This is a genomic window from Fretibacterium sp. OH1220_COT-178 (assembly GCF_003860125.1).
Classification (GTDB): domain Bacteria; phylum Synergistota; class Synergistia; order Synergistales; family Aminobacteriaceae; genus CAJPSE01.
Map to the genome: position 1 here is coordinate 1 of NZ_RQYL01000027.1, position 18,683 is coordinate 18,683.

15 protein-coding genes and 1 pseudogene are annotated in these 18,683 nt (G+C 64.9%); 9 read left to right on the plus strand and 7 right to left on the minus strand.

The window, feature by feature from the left end; all coding sequences use genetic code 11:
- From EII26_RS10635 to EII26_RS10665, 7 genes and pseudogenes are all read right to left on the minus strand, one after another.
- Window positions 1-833 (minus strand): Rpn family recombination-promoting nuclease/putative transposase (locus tag EII26_RS10635; RefSeq protein ID WP_124889143.1); only part of this gene is annotated, 833 nt, incomplete at its 3' end.
- Between the two features lie 117 nt (window positions 834-950).
- A complete protein-coding gene (locus EII26_RS13455; protein WP_233572715.1) occupies window positions 951-3,899 on the minus strand; it encodes a hypothetical protein in 2,949 nt (982 codons plus the stop codon).
- 737 nt (window positions 3,900-4,636) lie between these two features.
- Window positions 4,637-5,296, minus strand: a pseudogene (locus EII26_RS10645) (Rpn family recombination-promoting nuclease/putative transposase); the annotation flags it as partial.
- A gap of 116 nt (window positions 5,297-5,412) precedes the next feature.
- Window positions 5,413-5,697 carry a PD-(D/E)XK nuclease family transposase gene (locus tag EII26_RS10650; RefSeq protein ID WP_124889145.1) on the minus strand — a complete coding sequence of 95 codons (285 nt, stop codon included), beginning with the start codon at window positions 5,695-5,697 and terminating at the stop codon, window positions 5,413-5,415.
- A gap of 41 nt (window positions 5,698-5,738) precedes the next feature.
- Window positions 5,739-6,374: an IMPACT family protein gene (locus EII26_RS10655; RefSeq protein WP_124889146.1), complete on the minus strand. Its 636-nt coding sequence runs from the start codon at window positions 6,372-6,374 to the stop codon at window positions 5,739-5,741.
- Window positions 6,375-6,378: 4 nt separating this feature from the next.
- A complete protein-coding gene (locus tag EII26_RS10660; protein WP_124889147.1) occupies window positions 6,379-6,861 on the minus strand; it encodes an HIT family protein in 483 nt (160 codons plus the stop codon).
- A gap of 84 nt (window positions 6,862-6,945) precedes the next feature.
- Window positions 6,946-8,019, minus strand: coding sequence for an Rpn family recombination-promoting nuclease/putative transposase (locus EII26_RS10665; RefSeq protein ID WP_124889148.1), 1,074 nt, complete (start codon window positions 8,017-8,019; stop codon window positions 6,946-6,948).
- A 279-nt stretch (window positions 8,020-8,298) separates the two neighbouring features.
- Here EII26_RS10665 and EII26_RS10670 point away from each other — a divergent pair, with 279 nt between their 5' ends.
- The 9 genes from EII26_RS10670 to EII26_RS10710 all read left to right on the plus strand — a co-directional run bounded on the left by EII26_RS10670 (window position 8,299) and on the right by EII26_RS10710 (window position 18,682).
- Window positions 8,299-8,943, plus strand: a complete 645-nt coding sequence (locus EII26_RS10670) for an L-fuculose-phosphate aldolase (protein ID WP_124889149.1) — start codon at window positions 8,299-8,301, stop codon at window positions 8,941-8,943.
- Between the two features lie 207 nt (window positions 8,944-9,150).
- The gene (locus EII26_RS10675) at window positions 9,151-10,878 is read left to right on the plus strand and encodes an ABC transporter ATP-binding protein (protein ID WP_124889150.1); all 1,728 of its coding nucleotides are present in this window, start codon (window positions 9,151-9,153) and stop codon (window positions 10,876-10,878) included.
- Window positions 10,878-11,654, plus strand: coding sequence for an energy-coupling factor transporter transmembrane component T family protein (locus tag EII26_RS10680; protein ID WP_124889151.1), 777 nt, complete (start codon window positions 10,878-10,880; stop codon window positions 11,652-11,654). The genes EII26_RS10675 and EII26_RS10680 overlap by 1 nt, the downstream gene beginning before the upstream one ends.
- Window positions 11,655-11,726: 72 nt before the next feature.
- Complete coding sequence (locus EII26_RS10685; RefSeq protein ID WP_124889152.1) at window positions 11,727-12,554, plus strand: QueT transporter family protein; 828 nt, start codon at window positions 11,727-11,729, stop codon at window positions 12,552-12,554.
- Between the two features lie 264 nt (window positions 12,555-12,818).
- A complete protein-coding gene (locus EII26_RS10690; RefSeq protein WP_124889153.1) occupies window positions 12,819-13,154 on the plus strand; it encodes a hypothetical protein in 336 nt (111 codons plus the stop codon).
- A gap of 2 nt (window positions 13,155-13,156) precedes the next feature.
- Window positions 13,157-15,490 (plus strand): type I DNA topoisomerase, encoded by a 2,334-nt coding sequence (gene topA, locus EII26_RS10695; protein WP_124889154.1) that lies wholly within the window; start codon window positions 13,157-13,159, stop codon window positions 15,488-15,490.
- Between the two features lie 2 nt (window positions 15,491-15,492).
- A complete protein-coding gene (trmFO, locus tag EII26_RS10700; RefSeq protein ID WP_124889180.1) occupies window positions 15,493-16,809 on the plus strand; it encodes a methylenetetrahydrofolate--tRNA-(uracil(54)-C(5))-methyltransferase (FADH(2)-oxidizing) TrmFO in 1,317 nt (438 codons plus the stop codon).
- Between the two features lie 6 nt (window positions 16,810-16,815).
- Window positions 16,816-17,256 (plus strand): VOC family protein, encoded by a 441-nt coding sequence (locus EII26_RS10705; protein ID WP_124889155.1) that lies wholly within the window; start codon window positions 16,816-16,818, stop codon window positions 17,254-17,256.
- Window positions 17,257-17,497: 241 nt separating this feature from the next.
- The gene (locus tag EII26_RS10710) at window positions 17,498-18,682 is read left to right on the plus strand and encodes a DUF819 family protein (RefSeq protein WP_158612283.1); all 1,185 of its coding nucleotides are present in this window, start codon (window positions 17,498-17,500) and stop codon (window positions 18,680-18,682) included.
- Window position 18,683 lies beyond the last annotated feature (1 nt).

Here is an 18,683-nt window from a genome sequence, read left to right on the forward strand (position 1 = left end):
CTGGCCTCACCTCTGGCCTCACCTCTGGCCTCGCCTTCCATCCTCGCTTTCGCCTCGCGATACCGCAACGCGTTCCTGTAGTCCGTCTCCGCCCGCTCGTGCATCCGGTACGACGCCAGATTGCCCGGCGTCCGGAAAAAAGACCGTTCTCCCTTTCTCAACCGCTCGATTCCGGGGTCCTGCTCCGCCAGACGCTCCATCTCCTCATCCCCTCCTATCCTCCCAAGGTACCGAAGGAGGCGCTCCAATCCCGTCTCCTTTTCTCCTCCCAGAAAACCTGCCCCAAAAAGACGTTCCAGCTTCGGCAGCTCGAAAAACTGAAATTCCAGCAAGTCGTTGTAGCAACGGTGATCCTCCACGTCCAAAACCCTGTGGACCGAACGCCACGTTTCCGGCCTTCCCGGGAAAAGCTCGTACCTCAAAAGCGACACGAACACCACCGGCCTCAGACACTCGTACCCGTCGCCCTTCGACAACTGGTCCGCCAGACTGCACGCCGCATAATACGCCACACGCTCAAAAAAATAGCCCTCGTCCAGAAGCTGGACCTCGACGTGAAAAACACGGCCGTCCTCCGAGCGAGCCAGAACGTCCACAAAGGAAGAGCGCCCCTCGAACCTCCGGGCATCGCTCTCCCGGTCCAGATACTCCACGTCCACGATGCAGCGCTCCGGCCCCAGCGTGTCGTTCAACAGGCGAAGAAGATTTTCCTTATTCTCCTTCGACGCAAAAAGATATTTGAAAAGCGCGTCGTTCAAAGGATTCGACATCCGGATACAGGCCTCGAGCTCCCGATCCGAAACACGGAATACCTCGTCATCCCTCAATGCCATCCGCTTCACCCCGCGCCGCACTTTTTTCCAGTTTCCGGTTTTTCCCGTCCTTACCGTACAGTATAGCAAAAAGAATCAGGCGGCCCAAAAGGACCGCCCGATTCTTGTCGCCTTTTGCTACTTGAGGGCGCTGGGGCAGCCGCCCTCAGGTTCGTTTGTTTCCGAGACTAGTCCCTCTTGCGCAGGAACAGAGGAGCCGCAAGGAGCAGGGCCAGGCCCGCAAACCCAGCGATCGGCCTTCAGCTTGGCGGTCACGACAAGATTCATCGTGCCCTCCTTCTCGGCCTTCACGGTCAGCTTGCTGTCCTTCACGTCGGCCGTCTTGTCGACGCCGTCCAGCATCCACTTGACGTCCTGAACCTCGACGTCGCCGGAAGCCTTCGTGTAGGTCCACTTGCCCAGCTCGAAGGTGACCATGGAGCCCACCTTCACCTCGGCGGGAGCCGTAATCACAGCCTTCAGGTCCTTCTCGACCGCGGGAGGCGTGCCCGGGTTGACGGGATCATTGACATCCTCGCCCACCTCGACAAGGATCGTGTAGCTGTTCTCGTCCACGTGAGCCACGGCGTTCTTCACGATGTCGGACGTCGTGGTCCAGGTGATGCGGACCTTCGCATAGTCCTCGTAGGTCAGCCCCGGCGTGTACTCGCGCAGGTAGTGCAGATTGTTCCAGTTCTTCGCGTCGGGCGAGAAGACCAGCTTGACCCAGCCCTTCTTGATCATACTGCCCGTCAGCTGCGTGGGGTCCAGCTGGATGACCAGACGACGGTCCTTGTTCTGGGCTCCGGCACCAAGAGCGGAGTAATCAACGTGATGCGCCTGGAAGACCGGCTCTTTGGCCATGGCCTCGCTGCGGGTCGCGGCGATGTCGCTGTCGCGCAGCACAACGCGGATGCGGCTGTCGTCGGTGACCTTCAGATCCATAAGATTGCTGAAGTCGTTGACGTCCTTGGCCAGGGAGAGAGCCGCCGTCGGGTAGACATAGACGTTCATGAAGGGCTTCTCGCCCGCCGCGACCTGGGCTGTAGTCGGAACCGGGAAGCCGTTCAACTGCCACACGCCGCGCTCCACGTCCACGCGGGTCGGATTGCGCAGAACGCCCTCGACACTGTACTTGGCATCATCGGAACCCATTGCGCCGAACGCCACCGTGGCCGAATCGGTCCAGCTGCCCGGTAGAGGATTCGTCAAAACCAGAGTCGCCGGGAACGGGTCGCCGCCAGCATTGTTAAGGTACCCTTCGCCCAGCGCCACTCCCACGGGATTGATGCGGAAGCTGTCCACGTCCGCCGTGCCCATGTTGTTGAGGGTGATGTCCTTGAAGGACAGGGTCTCGCCGCGCTCCACCGCCACCGCACCGCCGGGCTGGCCAACGGTCACGTTCTCCAGCTTGAAGGTCTTGGCCGCTGCAAAGGTACCCAGACCGGCAGCAGGGGCAACAGGGGTTGAGAACCCGCGGTCGGGAAGGCCGTTGCCGCCCGTCGCGCCGATCGTCACCTGACCGCCGCCGATGGATTTGGCACCCATGATCTCCAGGACGCCGTTGGCCACCAGGGTATCGCCCGATGCAAAGATCTTGTTGTCGGGGTTGTTGATGAAGAAGATGGCCTGGGCGTCAACGTTGATAGCAGCGCTCCTCGGGGCATTGGTCGGGAAGTTCACGGCGGAGATAGAATTCAGAACCAAGTCGAACTTGCCCTCCAACAGACCATCGGCCTTGGAATCGTTGTCGTCCAGCGTCACCGCGATCTGCGGGTTGTAGTTGGTGCCCGCCAGCGTGTACTCGTCCACATGGAAGGTCGCGTCCTTGGCCACGTTGAAGTCGCTGAAGAACTGGCTGCGGTTCACCATGACCTTGGCGTCGTTGAGAATGAACAGCGGGTTGTAAATAGCGCCCCCAGCAGCACCATCAGCCGCGGCAGGAGCAGACTCAATAACACGGGCAAGATAGGACGCCGGGTCGTAGGGGGTGGCCGTCGCAGAAAGCGAGCCCTGGAACGCAGCCCACACCTTGCCCAGCGAGCCGCGGAAGTGGTCGTTGGGCACGGAGGCGTTTCCAGCGTCGACCTGGAGGATGCCGGCCTCGACGACCGTTCCGCCCTGATGGTGTGCTCCGTCAACTGCCTTATAACCCCGAATTCCCGCCAGTGCCCACTCATCCGGCAGGGCAACCATGCCCTCTGCTGCCGCAGCAAGGCTGGTGGTGTCGCCGTTGATAAACAGAGACCCCTTCCCCTGTTTGATCAAACGGACAAACTCTCCCGCAGCGGCATCCGCAGCCGTAACAAAGGTATCATTGGCTGTACCTGCGCCAGAAGCCGGGGCACCAAAGTTGCGCTGGCTGAGACCATGATGGAGCGTAAGTCCCTGAAGTTTCGAGGATACCGCATCGGCATTGACCTTGACGTAACGCAGATCGGCCGCAGCACCGCCGTCGGCGGTATTCCGCATCAGGAAGAACGGCTGGAAAGTAGGACGATTCTTGGGATCGTTCACGCCCAGCTGCAGCTTGTCCACTTCCTCGACCTGGAACACGGGCGCCCTGGCCTCGGTGCGGCTGCCCACCACGCCGACCCAGCGCTGGCCCAAGGCGTTGTTGTTGGTCACACCCAGGGTTCCCCCCATCTGGACCGTACCGCCATGGTAGCGAGTAAAGTAGTCATTACCTCCCACTACTTTAGGATCATCGCCATTCGACGCCCTGATAACGACCTTGCCACTATTGCCGTTGTTGACAAGGACCTGAACCGCACGAGCGGCAACGGACTCCTGAAAGACCTTGTTGCCCGTAGCTCTGGGAGCAAGGGTCACCGTATTCCCCGCGTCCGCGTTCAACTGCAGGATCTGCAGGAAGTTCGGGCTGGCAGCATCATCAGTCTTTACGCTACCAAGCTGAGTACCGTTGCCGCTGATGGTGTTGTACGCATTAGCCCCTGCAACTGCCGTTTTGATGTCGTCCATCCAATTACCCGGCAACACGTGATCCGGCAAAGCTGCCCAAGCCACGCCAGCCCCCAACGCCAACGTCAGCGCCAGCAAGCCAAACAACTTCAGTTTCTTGTTCAACCTGAATTCCTCCTTCCAAATTCGAATCCACCCTGCGACCTCCGGCCCGTAAGGGCACCGTTCTCCGCCGAACGGATTCCCTCTCTCTACGCGCGTCCGCCCCTTCCCTTACTGCGGCGGACAAAAATCCTTTACTGCCTGTTATCCCTCCCTATTGCGATAACACGCCCCCGGACCCGCCGGGGACCACGCACCGCCGATAAAAGACCGGGCACGGCGGAGACCCGAGATTCTGCCCGATGCCGTCGACCACTCCCTTCCCAATTCGTTACGCTGCGTCCTTCCGAACCCTTGAAAACCAAAACGTCCGCGCAGCTTCTCCAAAGGGCGCCTGGAGCTCAAACACAAATGCACAAAGACAACATACGCCCTTTGAGGTCAAATTATACACGGAAATACGCAAGCAATGCAAGACCCGTTACGCCTTTTTGCCGCAAAAAATGGCAAAAACCACCCTAAAGTTCGCTCCACGCCCCGATCGCACCCCGCGCCCTCAGCTCCTCCAGCGCCGCAAACAGCGCCACGGAGCGGGACAGCGGGACCCAAGAGCACACGCAGACCTCCGCACCGTAGCTCCAGGCGGGCGACTCCCCCGCCCCGTGCTCCTCCAGAAAGCGCCTATTCCTTCACCATCCCGGCCCGCATCGCCCTGTAGTTCTTAAGGTAACTTCAGCGCTTCTCGCGGCTCCGCAGAAACAGCCTCTCCAAATCCAAAGCCTGACCACAGGGCGTCAACGTCACTCCAAACGGGCGCTGCTTTTGCCGGCCTTCCCCATCCGAGACACAAATGCATCCTTCGTCATGCCGGCACGGGAGGACGCCTCCTCGACCGAAAGAAGGCCATCGCGCACAAGGGAGAAAAGAAGCTCGACCTGGCCTTCCCGCCGCCCCTCGGCTCTGCCCTCGGCCTTACCCTCGGCTCTGCCCTCGGCCCTGCCCTCGGCCCTGCCCTCGGCCATAGCGGTACGGCGGATGGTCTCATCCATCGTCATCGCATCCCGCATCGCCTTATAGCTCATAAGGTAATTCAAGCGCTCCTCGCGGCTCTGCAAAAACAGTTTCTCCAAATCCAAAGCCTGACCAATCATCGGGTCCCTCGACATCGGCTCCGGCATCTTCCTCGCCTCCATTCCTGCCAGATACAAAAGCCAATACTCCAAGCGGCTGCGCGGGGGCCTACTCTTAGCGAACTTCGAAACCTCAAGGTAGACCAGCATCAAATCGTCGCACAGCTTCTCGCCCGTCTCCTCATCGCACAGACAGAACGCGCGGCGGAAACGATCTCCCTCAAACAGGCCGAACGCAAGAATATGAACCGAGATCGTACGCTTCAGCTCCAGGTACGATTGCCCCGAATTCATCTGGGAGGCATGCAGCGCACTGAGATAATATGCTGAACGTTGGGGGTATAAGCAGACAACCGCCTTCCACGAGGCGACAGCCCCGTGAGGCGCGTTGGTCGCTTACGTCGAAACGAAGCCCCGTGGCTTCGGCTTCGACGTGAATAGTGACATCAATAACAGATGTCCAGATAGCAATCCTTGCCATCCGACCGCGTGGCGGAGAGCTCGCGGCTGGCGTACTCGAAACCGGTGAAGCCCGGACCACCGTCGGGGAACACGAGCGCGTTGACAAGATCCAAAAACAGGTGCTTGCGATCCTCTCGACCGAACAGGAACTTGAAGAAACGGTCGTTGAGACGGTAGATCCGCCCTTCGTCCAGCGCCGCCTCCAGCTGTTCGTCCGTAAGAGATGCCAGCGTCGGATAAAGCACGTCCCCCTTCGCGTCCCAGTCCATAGCACAACCTCCTGTTCACCGACCTTCTTCGGCACCCATTCTCACTCCGGCGCCGACCACGCCCCGATCGCACCCCGCGCCCTCAGCTCCTCCAGCGCCGCAAACAGCGCCGCGGAGCGGGACAGCGGGACCCGAGAGCGCACGCAGACCTCCGCTCCGTAGCTCCAGGCGGGCGACTCCCCCGCCCCGTGCTCCTCCAGAAGGCGCGTCACGAAGCCGATGGCGGGGTAGGCCAGCCGGACCTCCACGGGGCGCGTCAGCCGCCGCTCCGTGCGGCCCGCCGCGGCCAGGACCCCCGCCGCGGCCTGCCCGTAGGCCTCGATCAGGCCGCGCACCCCCAGCTTGACGCCCCCGAAGTAGCGCGTCACCACCACCATGACGTTGACCGTGCCGCTCCTTTTGATCTCTCCCAGAATGGGGCGCCCCGCCGTCCCGGAGGGCTCGCCGTCGTCGGAGCAGTGCTCCGTCTCCGGGTCGGGCCCCAGGAGCCAGGCCCAGCAGTTGTGCGTCGCGTCCCTGTGGGCGGCCTGGACCGAGCCCAGGAAGGCGCGGCACTCCGCCTCGTCCCGGCAGGGCGCGAGGTGCCCGATGAAGAGCGACCGCTTGACCTTCTCCTCCGTCCTCGCGGGCCCCGCGGGCTCCAGGTAGGCGTCCGGACCGAGCCCGGAGGCGTCCATCCCCTCAGGCCCCGCCCCACGCGGCGAGGAGCTTGCGGTAGGTCGCGTCCAGGCACTCCGGCACCACCCGGGTGTCGGCCAGGACGGGCATGAAGTTGTTATCCCCGCTCCAGCGCGGGACGACGTGCCGGTGCAGGTGCCCCTCCACCCCCGCCCCCGCCGGGTGCCCCAGGTTGATGCCGATGTTGAAGCCGTCGGGGCCCATCTCGCGCTTGAGCACCGCCACCGCGCGCGCCGTGAGCCGGTGCATCTCCATGGCCTCGGGGTCGGTCAGCGACTCGTAGACGTTGGTGTGACGGTAGGGCACCACCATCAGGTGCCCGGGGTTGTAGGGGTAGAGGTTCAGGATCACGAAGCAGGACTCCCCGCGGTGGAGGATGTACCGCTCCCCGTCCCGGTTCTCCGCGGGAAAGTCGCAGAAGATGCAGCCCCGGTGCTTGGGGGCCGCGATGTAGGCCATGCGCCACGTGGCGAAAAGGTGTTCCATAAGGATGGTCCTCGTTTCCTCAAGAATTTTGCGCCGGGCGTCCCGCCGAGGGGGACGGCCCCCTCAGGGAGGTGCAAGCCGCTCTCAGCGGTGCTCGTCCGTATCGGCCCCGCACGGAAGCTCCTCCCGGGGGAGCCCCGTCAGCTCCGCGACCCGCTCCGCCGCCATGCCGGAGGCGAGGAGCCTTTCCGCCAGACGCCGCCGCTCCTCGGCTATGCCTTTGGCCACACCCTCGGCCATTCCCTCGGCCATGCCCTTCGCCACGCCCTCGGCCATACCTTTGGCCATACCTTTGGCCATACCCCTCGCCATACCCTTGGCCATGGCCCGGTCCGTCGCCTCCGCCAGCCTCGTCTCCTGGATCGCCTTGATATCCAGCTGCGTCATCAGTTCCCGCAGCTGATAATAACGGTTCTCCGGTTCGCTCCAGAACTGCTGTTCCACCTCGCTCACCTCCGAAAAAACGGAATCCGCAGCCAGGCTTTCCCCCATCAGGGCCAGCCCGTCCGACTCGTTGTTGATGTAACCGCCCCAGACCAGAGCCCGCTCCTCCGGGGTCATGACGTAGCCGGGGTTTTTCTTGAGCTTTTGACGCAGCGCCTTGAGGGGGCGGGCGAATTTCTCCAGCTCCACATAGATCAGCAGCAGATCGTCGCTCTTCATCAGGCGGCGGCCCGTCGCCGGGTTGATCAGAGCGAAATCCCACAGGCCGCGTTCGTCGCCGCCGAAAAGTTCGAAGCCCAGCAATGAAATGGAGACGACGGGCGTCAACTTGCCGTAGCCCTCCCTGACGTTGAGACGCCGCGTGTAGTTCCGGCAGAGGTAGTAAAGGCAGCGTTTCTCGAAGTGGGTGTAGGCGTCGCGCTGCATCTCGATGTGGAGGCTGCGGCCGAGGTCGTCCGTCGCCGTCAGGTCCAGGCGCGCGTATTTGGCGCCCCTGACCTCGGGCTCCCGCTCCGTATCCGCAAGTGTGACCGTCCGCAAAAGAGGGTATTCCAAGGCGCCGAATATGGAATTGATCAGGTCCCGCAGCAAGCCCATGCGCGCGGGCGTGCCGAGCAGGAAACGAAAATAAAGGTCCGTGGAGCGGTCGATAACGTCGGGAAGGTCGCCCTGCTCCCGGAGCCGCTCCATATCCTCGCGCTCGGCAGAGGTCAAACGCGGCTTTGGATCGTCCGAAAATCTTCCTCCAATATCCGTACCCCCACACCTCCCCGTACCGGCCCGACTTTGAAAAGAGCCCCGTTATGGTTATTATATCAGCGGAGACCCCGGCTTCGGGCCCCGGAAAATCGGGCCGGGGCACCGCATGGCCCTCGGGGCGAAAGCACGGGGCTCTTTCGTCCTCGTTCCGATCATCCTCCCTATATTTTTAAGGAAGGAAGCGGAATGCGGGCGACGGGCAGACGGACTTTTTCGGGGAGGAGCGATTGTGCAATGCTGCTTAAGGAGGAGCGCGAGGCGGTCGTCGCGTACGGCCGGAGGCTCGTGACGCATCGGCTGACGCGGGGGACGGGGGGAAACGTCAGCGTGTTCTGCCGCGCGAAGGGGCTCTTCGCCATCAGCCCCTCGGGGATGGACTACTTCGAGACGGAAAGCGCGGACGTGGTGGTCATGGACCTGGAGGGGCGCGTGGCGGAGGGCTCGCGGCGGCCCTCCAGCGAGTCGGACATGCACCGCCTGCTCTACCGGGAACGGGAGGACGTCGGGGCGGTGGTCCACACGCACTCCCCCTACGCGACCGTGCTGGCCTGCCTGCACCGCGAGCTGCCGCCCGTCCACTATCTGATCGGCTTCGCCGGCCGCAGCGTGCGCTGCACGCCCTACGCCCCCTTCGGGACCCCCGAGCTGGCCCGGCTGGCCTGCGACGGGATGAGGGACCGCTACGCGGTGCTGCTGGGCAACCACGGGCTGCTGGCCGCGGGCCCCACCCCGGCCTACGCCTTCGACACGGCCGAGGAGATCGAGTTCGTCTGCGAGGTCTACTGCCGCTCCCTGGCCGTCGGGACGCCCGTGCCGCTGTTGGACCGGGACATGGACGTCGCCCTGGAGAAGTTCAAGACCTACGGACAGCGGGGATGAAAACGGCCCCGACGAACGGGCGCCCCGGACGCAAAACGGCCTCGGGATGAGCTGCAGCACGGGGAATGCCAAGCACGCCCGCGCCGCGGGCGAGTCCTCGATCCTTGACAACCCCATCCGGAATACGCACAATAGACCGCAGAACTTCACCACTTCCCACATCGGGGCGCAATATCCCGAAGAAGAGGAGACGGAGGACGCGAAGAATTGCAGAACAACGCTGAAAAGGCCGTGGAGGTCCGGGACTTCTCCTTCACCTACCGAGGGGGCGAATCCCCGGCCCTGAACGCGCTGAACCTGGAGGTGGAGCGCGGCCGGTTCGTCGTGATCATGGGCGAGAGCGGCGCGGGCAAGTCCACCCTGGCGAACAGCCTCAACGGGCTGATCCCCCACTTCATCCGGGGGCGGTACGAGGGCTCCGTGACGGTGAACGGGCTCCCGGCCCGGACCACCCCCGTCAGCCGGATGGCCCGGGAGATCGGCCTGGTCTTCCAGGACTTCGAGGCCCAGCTCTTCTCCACCAACGCCGGGCTGGAGATCGCCTTCGGGCCCGAGAACTTCGGGGTCCCGAGGGAGGAGATCGCCCCGCGCATCGGCGACGTCCTGTCCACGGTCAACCTGGAGGGCTTCGGGGGACGCCACCCCGCCACCCTGTCCGGCGGGCAGAAGCAGCGCCTGGCCATCGGGTCCGTGCTGGCCGCCCGCCCGTCGGTCCTCTGCATGGACGAGCCCACCACGGACCTCGACCCCATGGGGAAGATCGAGGTCTTCACCCTGGCCGAGGGGCTGCGCGCACAGGGCGACCTGACCCTGATCATCGTCGAGCACGAGACCGAGGAAGCCCTGCACGCCGAGCGCCTGATCCTGATGAAAAAGGGCCGCATCCTGGCCGACGGCGCCCCCGGGGACCTGCTTCGGGACGCGGCGCTCGTCGCGGAGGCGGGCATCCGTCCTCTCCAGGTCCCCCAGTTCTTCGCCGGGCTGAACGTCCGCCCTCCGGAGGCGCTGCCGCTGCTCCCCGACGAGGGGGCGGAGTTCTTCCGCAGCAGGGGCCTGGCCCTCGACGACGCGAGGTACCGGGAGCTCCTGGACCGCGACGCGGAGCGGGAGGCGCGCTACGGCGAGACGGTCGTGGAGATCGAGGGGCTGACCCACGTCTACCCCAACGGCGGGAGCGCGGTGAACGACGTGAGCCTGAGGATCCGGGAGCGCGAGTTCGTGGCCGTCCTGGGACACAACGGCAGCGGCAAGACGACGCTGGTGAAGCACTTCAACGGCCTGCTGCTCCCGAGCGCGGGGCGGGCGCTGATCCGGGGGAAGGACACGACGAAGCACTCGGTCTTCGAGATCGGCAGGGAGGTGGGGTACGTCTTCCAGAACCCCGACCACCAGATCTTCGCGGACAACGTCTTCGACGAGGTCGCCTTCAGCCCGAGGATCCGCGGCTGCTCCGCCGGGGAGGTCGCTTCCCGCGTGACCGAGGCGCTGGAGGCCGTCGGGCTTCAGGGCTACGAGAAGCGGGACCCCTTCACGCTCGGCAAGGGCGAGCGCCAGAGGGTCGCCGTGGCGTCCGTGCTCTCGGCGCGGCCCGGCGTCATCATCCTGGACGAGCCCACCACCGGGCTCGACTACGGCGAGCAGAAACGGATGATGGAGCTGATCCGGAAGCTCAACGAGGCGGGGCAGACCATCGTCATGATCACCCACACCCTGTGGGTGGTGGCGGAGTACGCCCACCGGATCGTGACGATGAAGGACGGCCGGGTGCTGCTGGACGGTCCCGCACGGGAGGTCCTGGCGCGCACGGACGAGCTGGCCGCCTCGCACCTGAGGCCGCCCCACATCGTGGAGCTGGGCAACCGCCTCGGGCGCACGGTCCTCTCCGTCGAAGAGCTGGCCCACTGCACCCGGGCCGGCGAGGGGAGGGACGCCTGATGGACCTCTTCCTGTACCTCGACAGGGACACCCCCATCCACAGGCTCGACCCGCGGACCAAGATCCTGCTGACGGTGCTGAGCTTCGCCATGGCCCTGATGTTCCGGGACATCCCGATACTGCTGATCCTGACGGGCCTGGTGCTGATCGTCGGCGCGCTGGGACGCGCGCTCTCGAACCTCCGGCGCATCCGCGGCGTGCTGATCATGATCGCCCTCTTCTGCCTGACGGTCTGGCCCCTGGCGCGGGGAACCCTCTCCCTCTCCGGGGTCCTCTACGGCGCGATGGTCGCCCTCAAGACGGACCTCATGATCGTGGCGGGCATGATCTTCCTGAGCACCACCAAGATCGAGGAGATCGCCGAGGGGCTGGTCAAACTGGGGCTCCCGTACCGGGGCGCCTTCGCCTTCGCCACGGCCATTCGTCTGGTGCCCATGATCGTCGAGACCAGCTACACGATCATCCAGGCGCAGAGGTCCCGGGGGCTCGACCTGGACTCCGGGAACCTCCTGGCCCGCATCCGCAAGCACATCCCGCTGGTCATCCCCACCCTCGTGTCGCTGATCCGGAGCACCAACGTCTTCTCCATGGCGCTCGAGTCCAAGGGGTTCGGCTACAGCTCCTCGCGCACGACGCTGCTGGAACTGAAGCTCGGGGCTCGCGACTACGCCGCGATCGTCCTGGGGCTCGCGCTGTTCGCGGCCCTGCTGGCCCTGAAGCTGGTTCCCGGAGCCTACACGGCCTGGGCCGGCCTCTTCCCCTGGGGCAGCTTCTGATTCCTGAAGGCCCGGAGCCCATGCCCGGGGTTCACTACAAAACTTTTCCATAAAAAAGGGAGCGTGTGACTTATGAAGGAAGTTTTTTCCATGTGGGGCAAGACGAAAATGGTGGTCCTCGTGGCCCTCTGCGCCGGCCTGTACGCGGCCCTGCTGATCCCGTTCAAGGGGTTCGTCCTCATCCCCGGCGTCACCGAGTTCCGGCCCGCAAGCGCGCTGCCGGTCGTTTTGGGCCTGCTCTTCGGGCCCGCCGGCGCCTGGGGCTCGGCCATCGGCAACCTCATCGGGGACTTCTTCGGGTCTCTCGGGATCGGCAGCCTCTTCGGGTTCTTCGGCAACTTCATGTTCGCCTACATCCCCTACAAGCTCTGGATCAACCTCGGGCTCGCCCCCAGACACGACCTCGAGCCCAACGTGACCACCCACAGAAAGGCGGCGGCCTACGTCGTGTCGGCGCTGACGGGCTCCATGGGCTGCGCGCTCCTCATCGCCTGGGGGCTCGAGCTTCTGGGGATGGTGCCCTTCGCGGCGCTGGGCACCATCATCATGCTGAACAATTCCATTCCCTCGGTCGTCCTGGGGATGCCCATCCTGATGGTGCTCTACCCGCGCGTCAAGAAATGGGACCTCCTGTGGACGGACATCGTGAACGAGGCGGACCAGCCCGTACCGGGCGCCATGTCCAAGATCGGCGGGTTCTTCATGGTCGTCAGCATCGTGGGCGGCTGGGTCGGCGGCCTGCTCCTGGCGCTCGGCGTCGGTCAGGCCCTGCTGTACGGGGGCTTCGAGGCGGGCGGAACCGTCGGCTCCCTCGGCGTCATCCTGGTGGCCGGGGTCGGCACGGCGGGGATGATCCTCGCCTCCTTCGTGCAGACGACGGGAGGAAACATCGGGGACTGACCCGCAAAGGGAAGGAGCCGAAGCGGTGTGGGGGCGGGCGCGGCGGTGTCCGGCCCCCGTCTGTTTTTTCAGCGTCCCCCGTCCGGCCGCCTCGCCCCGCGCGACCTTTCGCGAAGGGTTCCGGCCGGGCCCTCGATATCCTGGGAAGCGCAAAACGTCCCCTTCAAAATCCCGATTATATGGTATAAATAGCTTCGTACCCGAAGACAAGTCCCCGTCCTCGGAACGCGCGTTCCGTCGACGTCACGCCAAAAGGAGAAGAACTTGGACAAAAAACACGCCGATGCGGTCCGAACCGAGAAAAAAGCGAGCGCATCCCAAAAAGTCAGCGCCCAAAGAGTCTTCCACAGTCTGGAGCGCCGTTACCTCTCGCAGGAGGCGCGCTCCCTGGCCGTATGCCTGATGGACTCCCAATCCGTCCCTCCCGAGGTGACGGAGCGGGCCATCCAGCAGGCCCTGGTGCTGGGCGTCATGAGTGGTTCGCCCATCGACGCGTCGACCTTCGAATCGCTCTTCGAGGCCGTCGCTCTGGACCCGTCGTTCAAGGTCCCCTTTGCCGTATCCATCTCCCTGCCCCCTTCGGGCAACTGGGTCTGCTGACGATGAGCCCCACGAAGAAGCCCACCGCGTCCGGCACGGACCCGGGCCCGGAGGAGCGGACCAGGAAGACGCCGGCCAAGCGCACGACGAAGGCCGCCAAGAAGCCGGCCCCCGCCCGGACCTCGGCGGCGAAGGCCTCGAAGGGCACGAAGACCGTCAAGAGTGCTACCCCCAAAAAAGCCGCGGCCGAGCCCGCGAAGCGCTCGCGGAGCTCGGGAACGTCCGCAGCGGGCAAGACCCTCGTCATCGTGGAGTCCCCGTCCAAGGCCAAGACGCTGACCGGCATCCTCGGGAACAAATACGTCGTCCGTTCGAGCGTCGGGCACATCCGCGACCTGCCCCGCAGCCGCATGGCTATCGACATCGAGCACGACTTCGCCCCGGAATACATCCTGGTCAAGGGCAAGGCCGCGATCAAGAACGAGCTCTCGGCCATGGCGCAGTCCGCGTCGAACGTCCTGCTGGCCTCCGACCCCGACCGCGAGGGCGAGGCCATCGCCTGGCACCTGGCCGAACTGCTGGGTCTGGACCTCTCGGAGAAGTGCCGCGTGCGCTTCTACGAGATCACGGCGGGCGCCGTGCGCAGCGCCGTCCGGAACCCGGACGTCGTGGACCTGAACAAGGTGGACGCCCAGCAGGCGCGCCGCATCCTGGACCGGCTGGTGGGCTACACGCTCAGCCCCTTGCTCTGGAACAAGATCCGCTACGGGCTCTCCGCGGGGCGCGTGCAGTCCGTGGCGCTCGACCTGATCTGCGAACGGGAGCGGGAGATCGCCCGCTTCGTCCCCGAGGAGTACTGGTCCGTGACGGTCCGGGCGACCGCCTCCGGCGGCCGTTCCTACGAGATGAAGGTCGACAGGCTGGACGGCAAATCCCTCTGGAAGAACGGGATGCCGCTGCTCATCAAGAGCCGGACCATGGCGGACGAGCTTCTGAGCGAGGTGGAGGCCAACCCCATCCGCGTCTCGGAGTTCCGCCTGCGCAACGGCAAACGCAACCCGCCGCCGCCCTTTCGCACCAGCACGCTCCAGCAGGAGGCGGCACGCCGCCTGGGCATGGCCCCGAGGCGGACCATGCGGGTGGCCCAGGAGCTCTACGAGGGGCTGAGCCTCCCGGGACGCGGGCACGTCGGCATGATCACCTACATGCGCACCGACAGCCTGAGGCTCTCGGCCGAGGCGGTCGAGGCCTGCCGCGCCCACATCGCCGAAGGATACGACGCCCCCTACCTGCCCGAGAAGCCCAACGTCTACGCCGCTCCGGGCCGGAGCCAGGACGCGCACGAGGCCGTGCGCCCCACCGACGTCACCCTGACCCCGGAGTCCCTCAAGGACGTCCTGACCTCCGAGCAGTTCCGGCTCTACGACATGATCTGGCGCCGTTTCGTCGCCTGCCAGATGGCCCCGGCGGTCGTGGCCAACTCCACGCTGCTGGCGGAGGCCGGGCGCGTCGGGATGCGCCAGCTGGGCGAGAGCCTGATCTTCGAGGGCTGGAGCGCCGTGTGGCCGCTCGACCTCAAGGGGAACCGCATGGACAAGGCGGAGGAGGGAGAGCCCCTCGATTTCGTCGGCGCCGAGAAGGAGCAGAAGTTCACCCGCCCGCCCGCCCGCTATTCCGAGGCGACCCTCATCAAGACTCTGGAGGAGGAGGGCGTGGGACGCCCCTCCACCTACGCCACGATCGTCGACACCCTCTTCGGGCGCGGCTACGTGGAGAAGAACGACGAGAAGCGCCTCTTCCCGACGTCGCTCGGCATGACGGTGGACGAGTTCCTCAAGCGCTATTTCGACCGGGAGGACGTGTCGTCCATCGTCGACACGGGCTTCACCGCGCAGATGGAGAAGGAGCTCGACGACATCGAGGAGGCCAAGCGCCGCTGGCTGGACGTGGTGCGCGAGTTCTGGACGGAGTTCTCCAAGACCGTGGAGGAGGCGCGCGGGGCCGAGAGGGTGCCCCTTCCGGAGCCCGAGCCGATCGGCGAGGACTGCCCCGAGTGCGGCAATCCGCTGGTGAAGAAGCGCGGACGCTTCGGCGAATTCATCGCCTGCACCGGCTACCCGGCATGCCGCTACACGCGCGCGATCCTCTCCACGATCGGCGTGAAGTGCCCCAAGTGCGGCGAGGAGAGCGGCGGGGAGATCGTCAAGCGCCGGAGCAAGAAGGGTAAGACCTTCTACAGCTGCTCCCGCTACCCCGACTGCGACTACATCTCCTGGAACCCGCCCACGGGCGACAAGTGCCCCGAATGCGGGGCGGAGCTGTTCAAACGCGGCAAGACCCGCTTCTGTCAGGGGTGCGGCTACAAGGAGCAGGAGGAAGCGGCCTCCGATGATTGAAGATGATTGATGTCGTCGGGGGCGGGCTGGCCGGCTGCGAGGCCGCCTGGCAGCTGGCGGAGCGGGGCATCCCGGTCCGCCTGTTCGAGATGCGGCCCCTCGTCGCCACCCCCGCTCACACGACCGACCGGCTCGCGGAGGTGGTGTGCAGCAACTCCTTCGGCGCGGAGGGCGAGACGGCCGCGGCGGGCATCCTGAAGGCGGAGCTGGCGGTCTTCCGGTCGCTGATCCTGGAGTGCGCGCACGCGACGCGGGTCCCGGCCGGGGGCGCCCTGGCCGTGGACCGGGAGCGTTTTTCCGCGCTCGTCACCCGGCGTATCGACGCGCATCCCGGCATCACGCTGGTCCGCGAGGAGGTGCGCGTCCTGCCCCCGGGCCCCGCGATCGTCGCCACCGGCCCCCTGACGGCCGCGGCGCTGGCCGGCGACCTGCGTGAACGGCTGGGGCACGAGTACGTGGCGTTCTTCGACGCCGTGGCCCCCATCGTGACGCGCGAGTCCATCGACATGGACCGGGCCTACGTCGCCGGACGCTACGGGCGCGGCGACGACTACATCAACTGCCCCATGACGCGGGAGGAGTACGAGACGTTCCTGGAGGCGCTCCTGAGCGCCGAGCGCGCCCTTCCCCACGACTTCGAGAGGGGCATGTACTTCGAGGGCTGCATGCCCGTGGAGGCCATCGCGGACCGGGGGCCGGACACGCTGCGGTTCGGCCCCATGAAGCCCGTGGGGCTCCCCGACCCGCGGACCGGGCGGGAGCCCTGGGCGGTGGTCCAGCTCCGCCGGGACAACGCGGACGGGACGCTCTACAACCTCGTGGGGTTCCAGACGGGGCTCAAGTGGGGCGAGCAGCGGCGCGTGATCGCCCTGATCCCGGGCCTGGAGCGCGCGGAGATCGTGCGGTTCGGCGTGATGCACCGCAACACCTCGGTCAACGCACCGGCGGTTCTGGACGCGCACCTGCGCCCCATCCCTCTGGGGCGCCAGGACCTGTTCCTGGCCGGTCAGATCACGGGCGTGGAGGGCTACATGGAGAGCACGGCGATGGGCCTGGCCGCGGGGCTGAACGCCGCCTGCCTGCTGCGGGGGCAAGGGCAAGGGCAACAAAGCCCCCTGCCCGAATGGCCGGCGGAGACGGCCGTGGGGTCCCTGCTGCGCTACCTGCGCACGGCCGACCCGAAGCACTTCCAGCCGATGAACACGAACCTGGGGATCTTCCCGCCCCTGGCGGAGCGGATCCGAAACAAGCGCGAGCGCGCGGCCGCCTTCCACGCCCGCGCCGTCGCCGCTGCGGAGGCGTTCCGGGAGGGGCTGTAGACGCGGATGGAACCGAGAATCGACCATATCCACGTAACCGTTGAGGATATCGAGCGGGCGGAGCGCTTCTACGACAGGCTGTTGCCGCTCCTTGGCTTCGACCTGGGCCTCAAGGAGCACGACTGCGTACCCGAACATGAATACCGCATCGTGGAGTACCACAACCGCAATTTTTCCTTCGGGATCGTAAACCGCCGCCCGCAATTCGCAGGCGAAACGGTCAGCCGGCGCAAAGCGGGTGCGTTGCATCATCTCGCATTCCGCGTCGAAACCGAAGCCGAGGTCGACGACCTGTACCGGGAGATCTCGGCCATTCCGGCGACCATCATCCACCGGCCGCGCCATTACAAGGAATACTGCGAGGACTATTACGCCTTTTTCTTCAAGGACTCCGAGGGCATCGAATACGAAGTCGTCGCCTTCTCCCGGGACCGTTGTTTCTCGTGACGGAAAACGAAAACTCCTCTTTCTTCCGCCGGATTGCTTCGATTGCAGAAGCCGTTCCCGACAAGGGCCGGGCTTTAAAAAGCGCCGGATTCGGCCTTCCCCCTCCGGCTTGACAATTCACCCCCAGTGAAATACTCTGAAAACGCATTGATCCTTTACCATAAGAAAGGCAGGGGTGTTTGCAATGGGTTTTCTATGGAGCGGGACGTTGGTTGCGGCAGACGACACATGGGTTTTGTGGATGCTCATCGTTGTTTTCTCGGCGGCCTCCATCTATGCGGAGCAGCACTATCGGTGGGCGGAGAAGCTCTCCGGGCCGGTGATCGGGCTGATCCTGGCGATCGTCTCCGTCAATCTGGGCATTCTTCCGACGGAGGCTCCCGTCTATGATGCGATCCTGGACTATTGCATCCCCCTGGCGGTCTCCATGCTTCTTTTCCGCGCGGACATCAAGTCCATCCTCAGGGATACCGGCAAAATGTTCCTCTGCTTCAACATCAGCGCCATCGGAACCCTGATCGGCGTCGTCGCGGCCTTCTTCCTCCTGAAGAACTTCCTTCCCGAGCCCGAGAAGCTGGCCGCGCTGGCGACGGGGGGCTACATCGGAGGGGGCGTCAACATCTTCGCGGTCGTCCGGTCCCTCCGCACCTCCGACTCTACCTTGAGCGCCTATGTGGTCTCGGACAACTTCATGATGGCCCTGGCGTTCCTGGTCCTCCTCTGGATTCCCAGCAGCCGGTACTTCACGGCACGATTCAGGCACCCTTTTCAGGCAAAGCTCGAGGAGGAGGGGGCGCTCCATGGCGATGCAAAAACCATGTCCGCCTCGTTTTGGGGCAAAAAAGAGGTCTCTCTGCTTGATATTGCCCTGACGATCGCCACAGCCTTCGTCTTGTCGACCGTATCGATCAAACTCGCGAATTGGCTCAAAATCCGCTTTGCAGGCCCTGAGGGCGGGGACCTCTGGAGCGCCCTGCCCTCCATGATCCTGGGGAACCAGTTCGTCATCCTGACCCTGGTCGCGGTCCTGGCCGCAACGCTCTTCCCGCGGTACTTCAAGTCGCTCAGGGGCGCTCAGGAGATCGGGACGTTCCTGATCTACACCTTTTTCGTGGTCATCGGGTGCCCGGCCGTCCTGAAGGACGTCATCGTCTCCGCTCCGCTGCTTTTCATCTTCAGCGGCCTGATCGCCGCCATCAACATCGTCTGGACGCTCCTCTGCGGCAAGCTGCTGCGCCAGAACATCGAGGAGCTGAGCATATCCTCCAACGCCAACCTCGGCGGCCCGGCCTCCGCTGCGGCCATGGCGGTCGCCAAGGGGTACGGCGAGCTGGTGGTGCCCGCCATCCTGGTGGGCCTTTGGGGGTACATCATCGGGACGCCGCTGGCGCTCTTTATCGCAACCTGGCTGAGGCAGTACCTGTAAC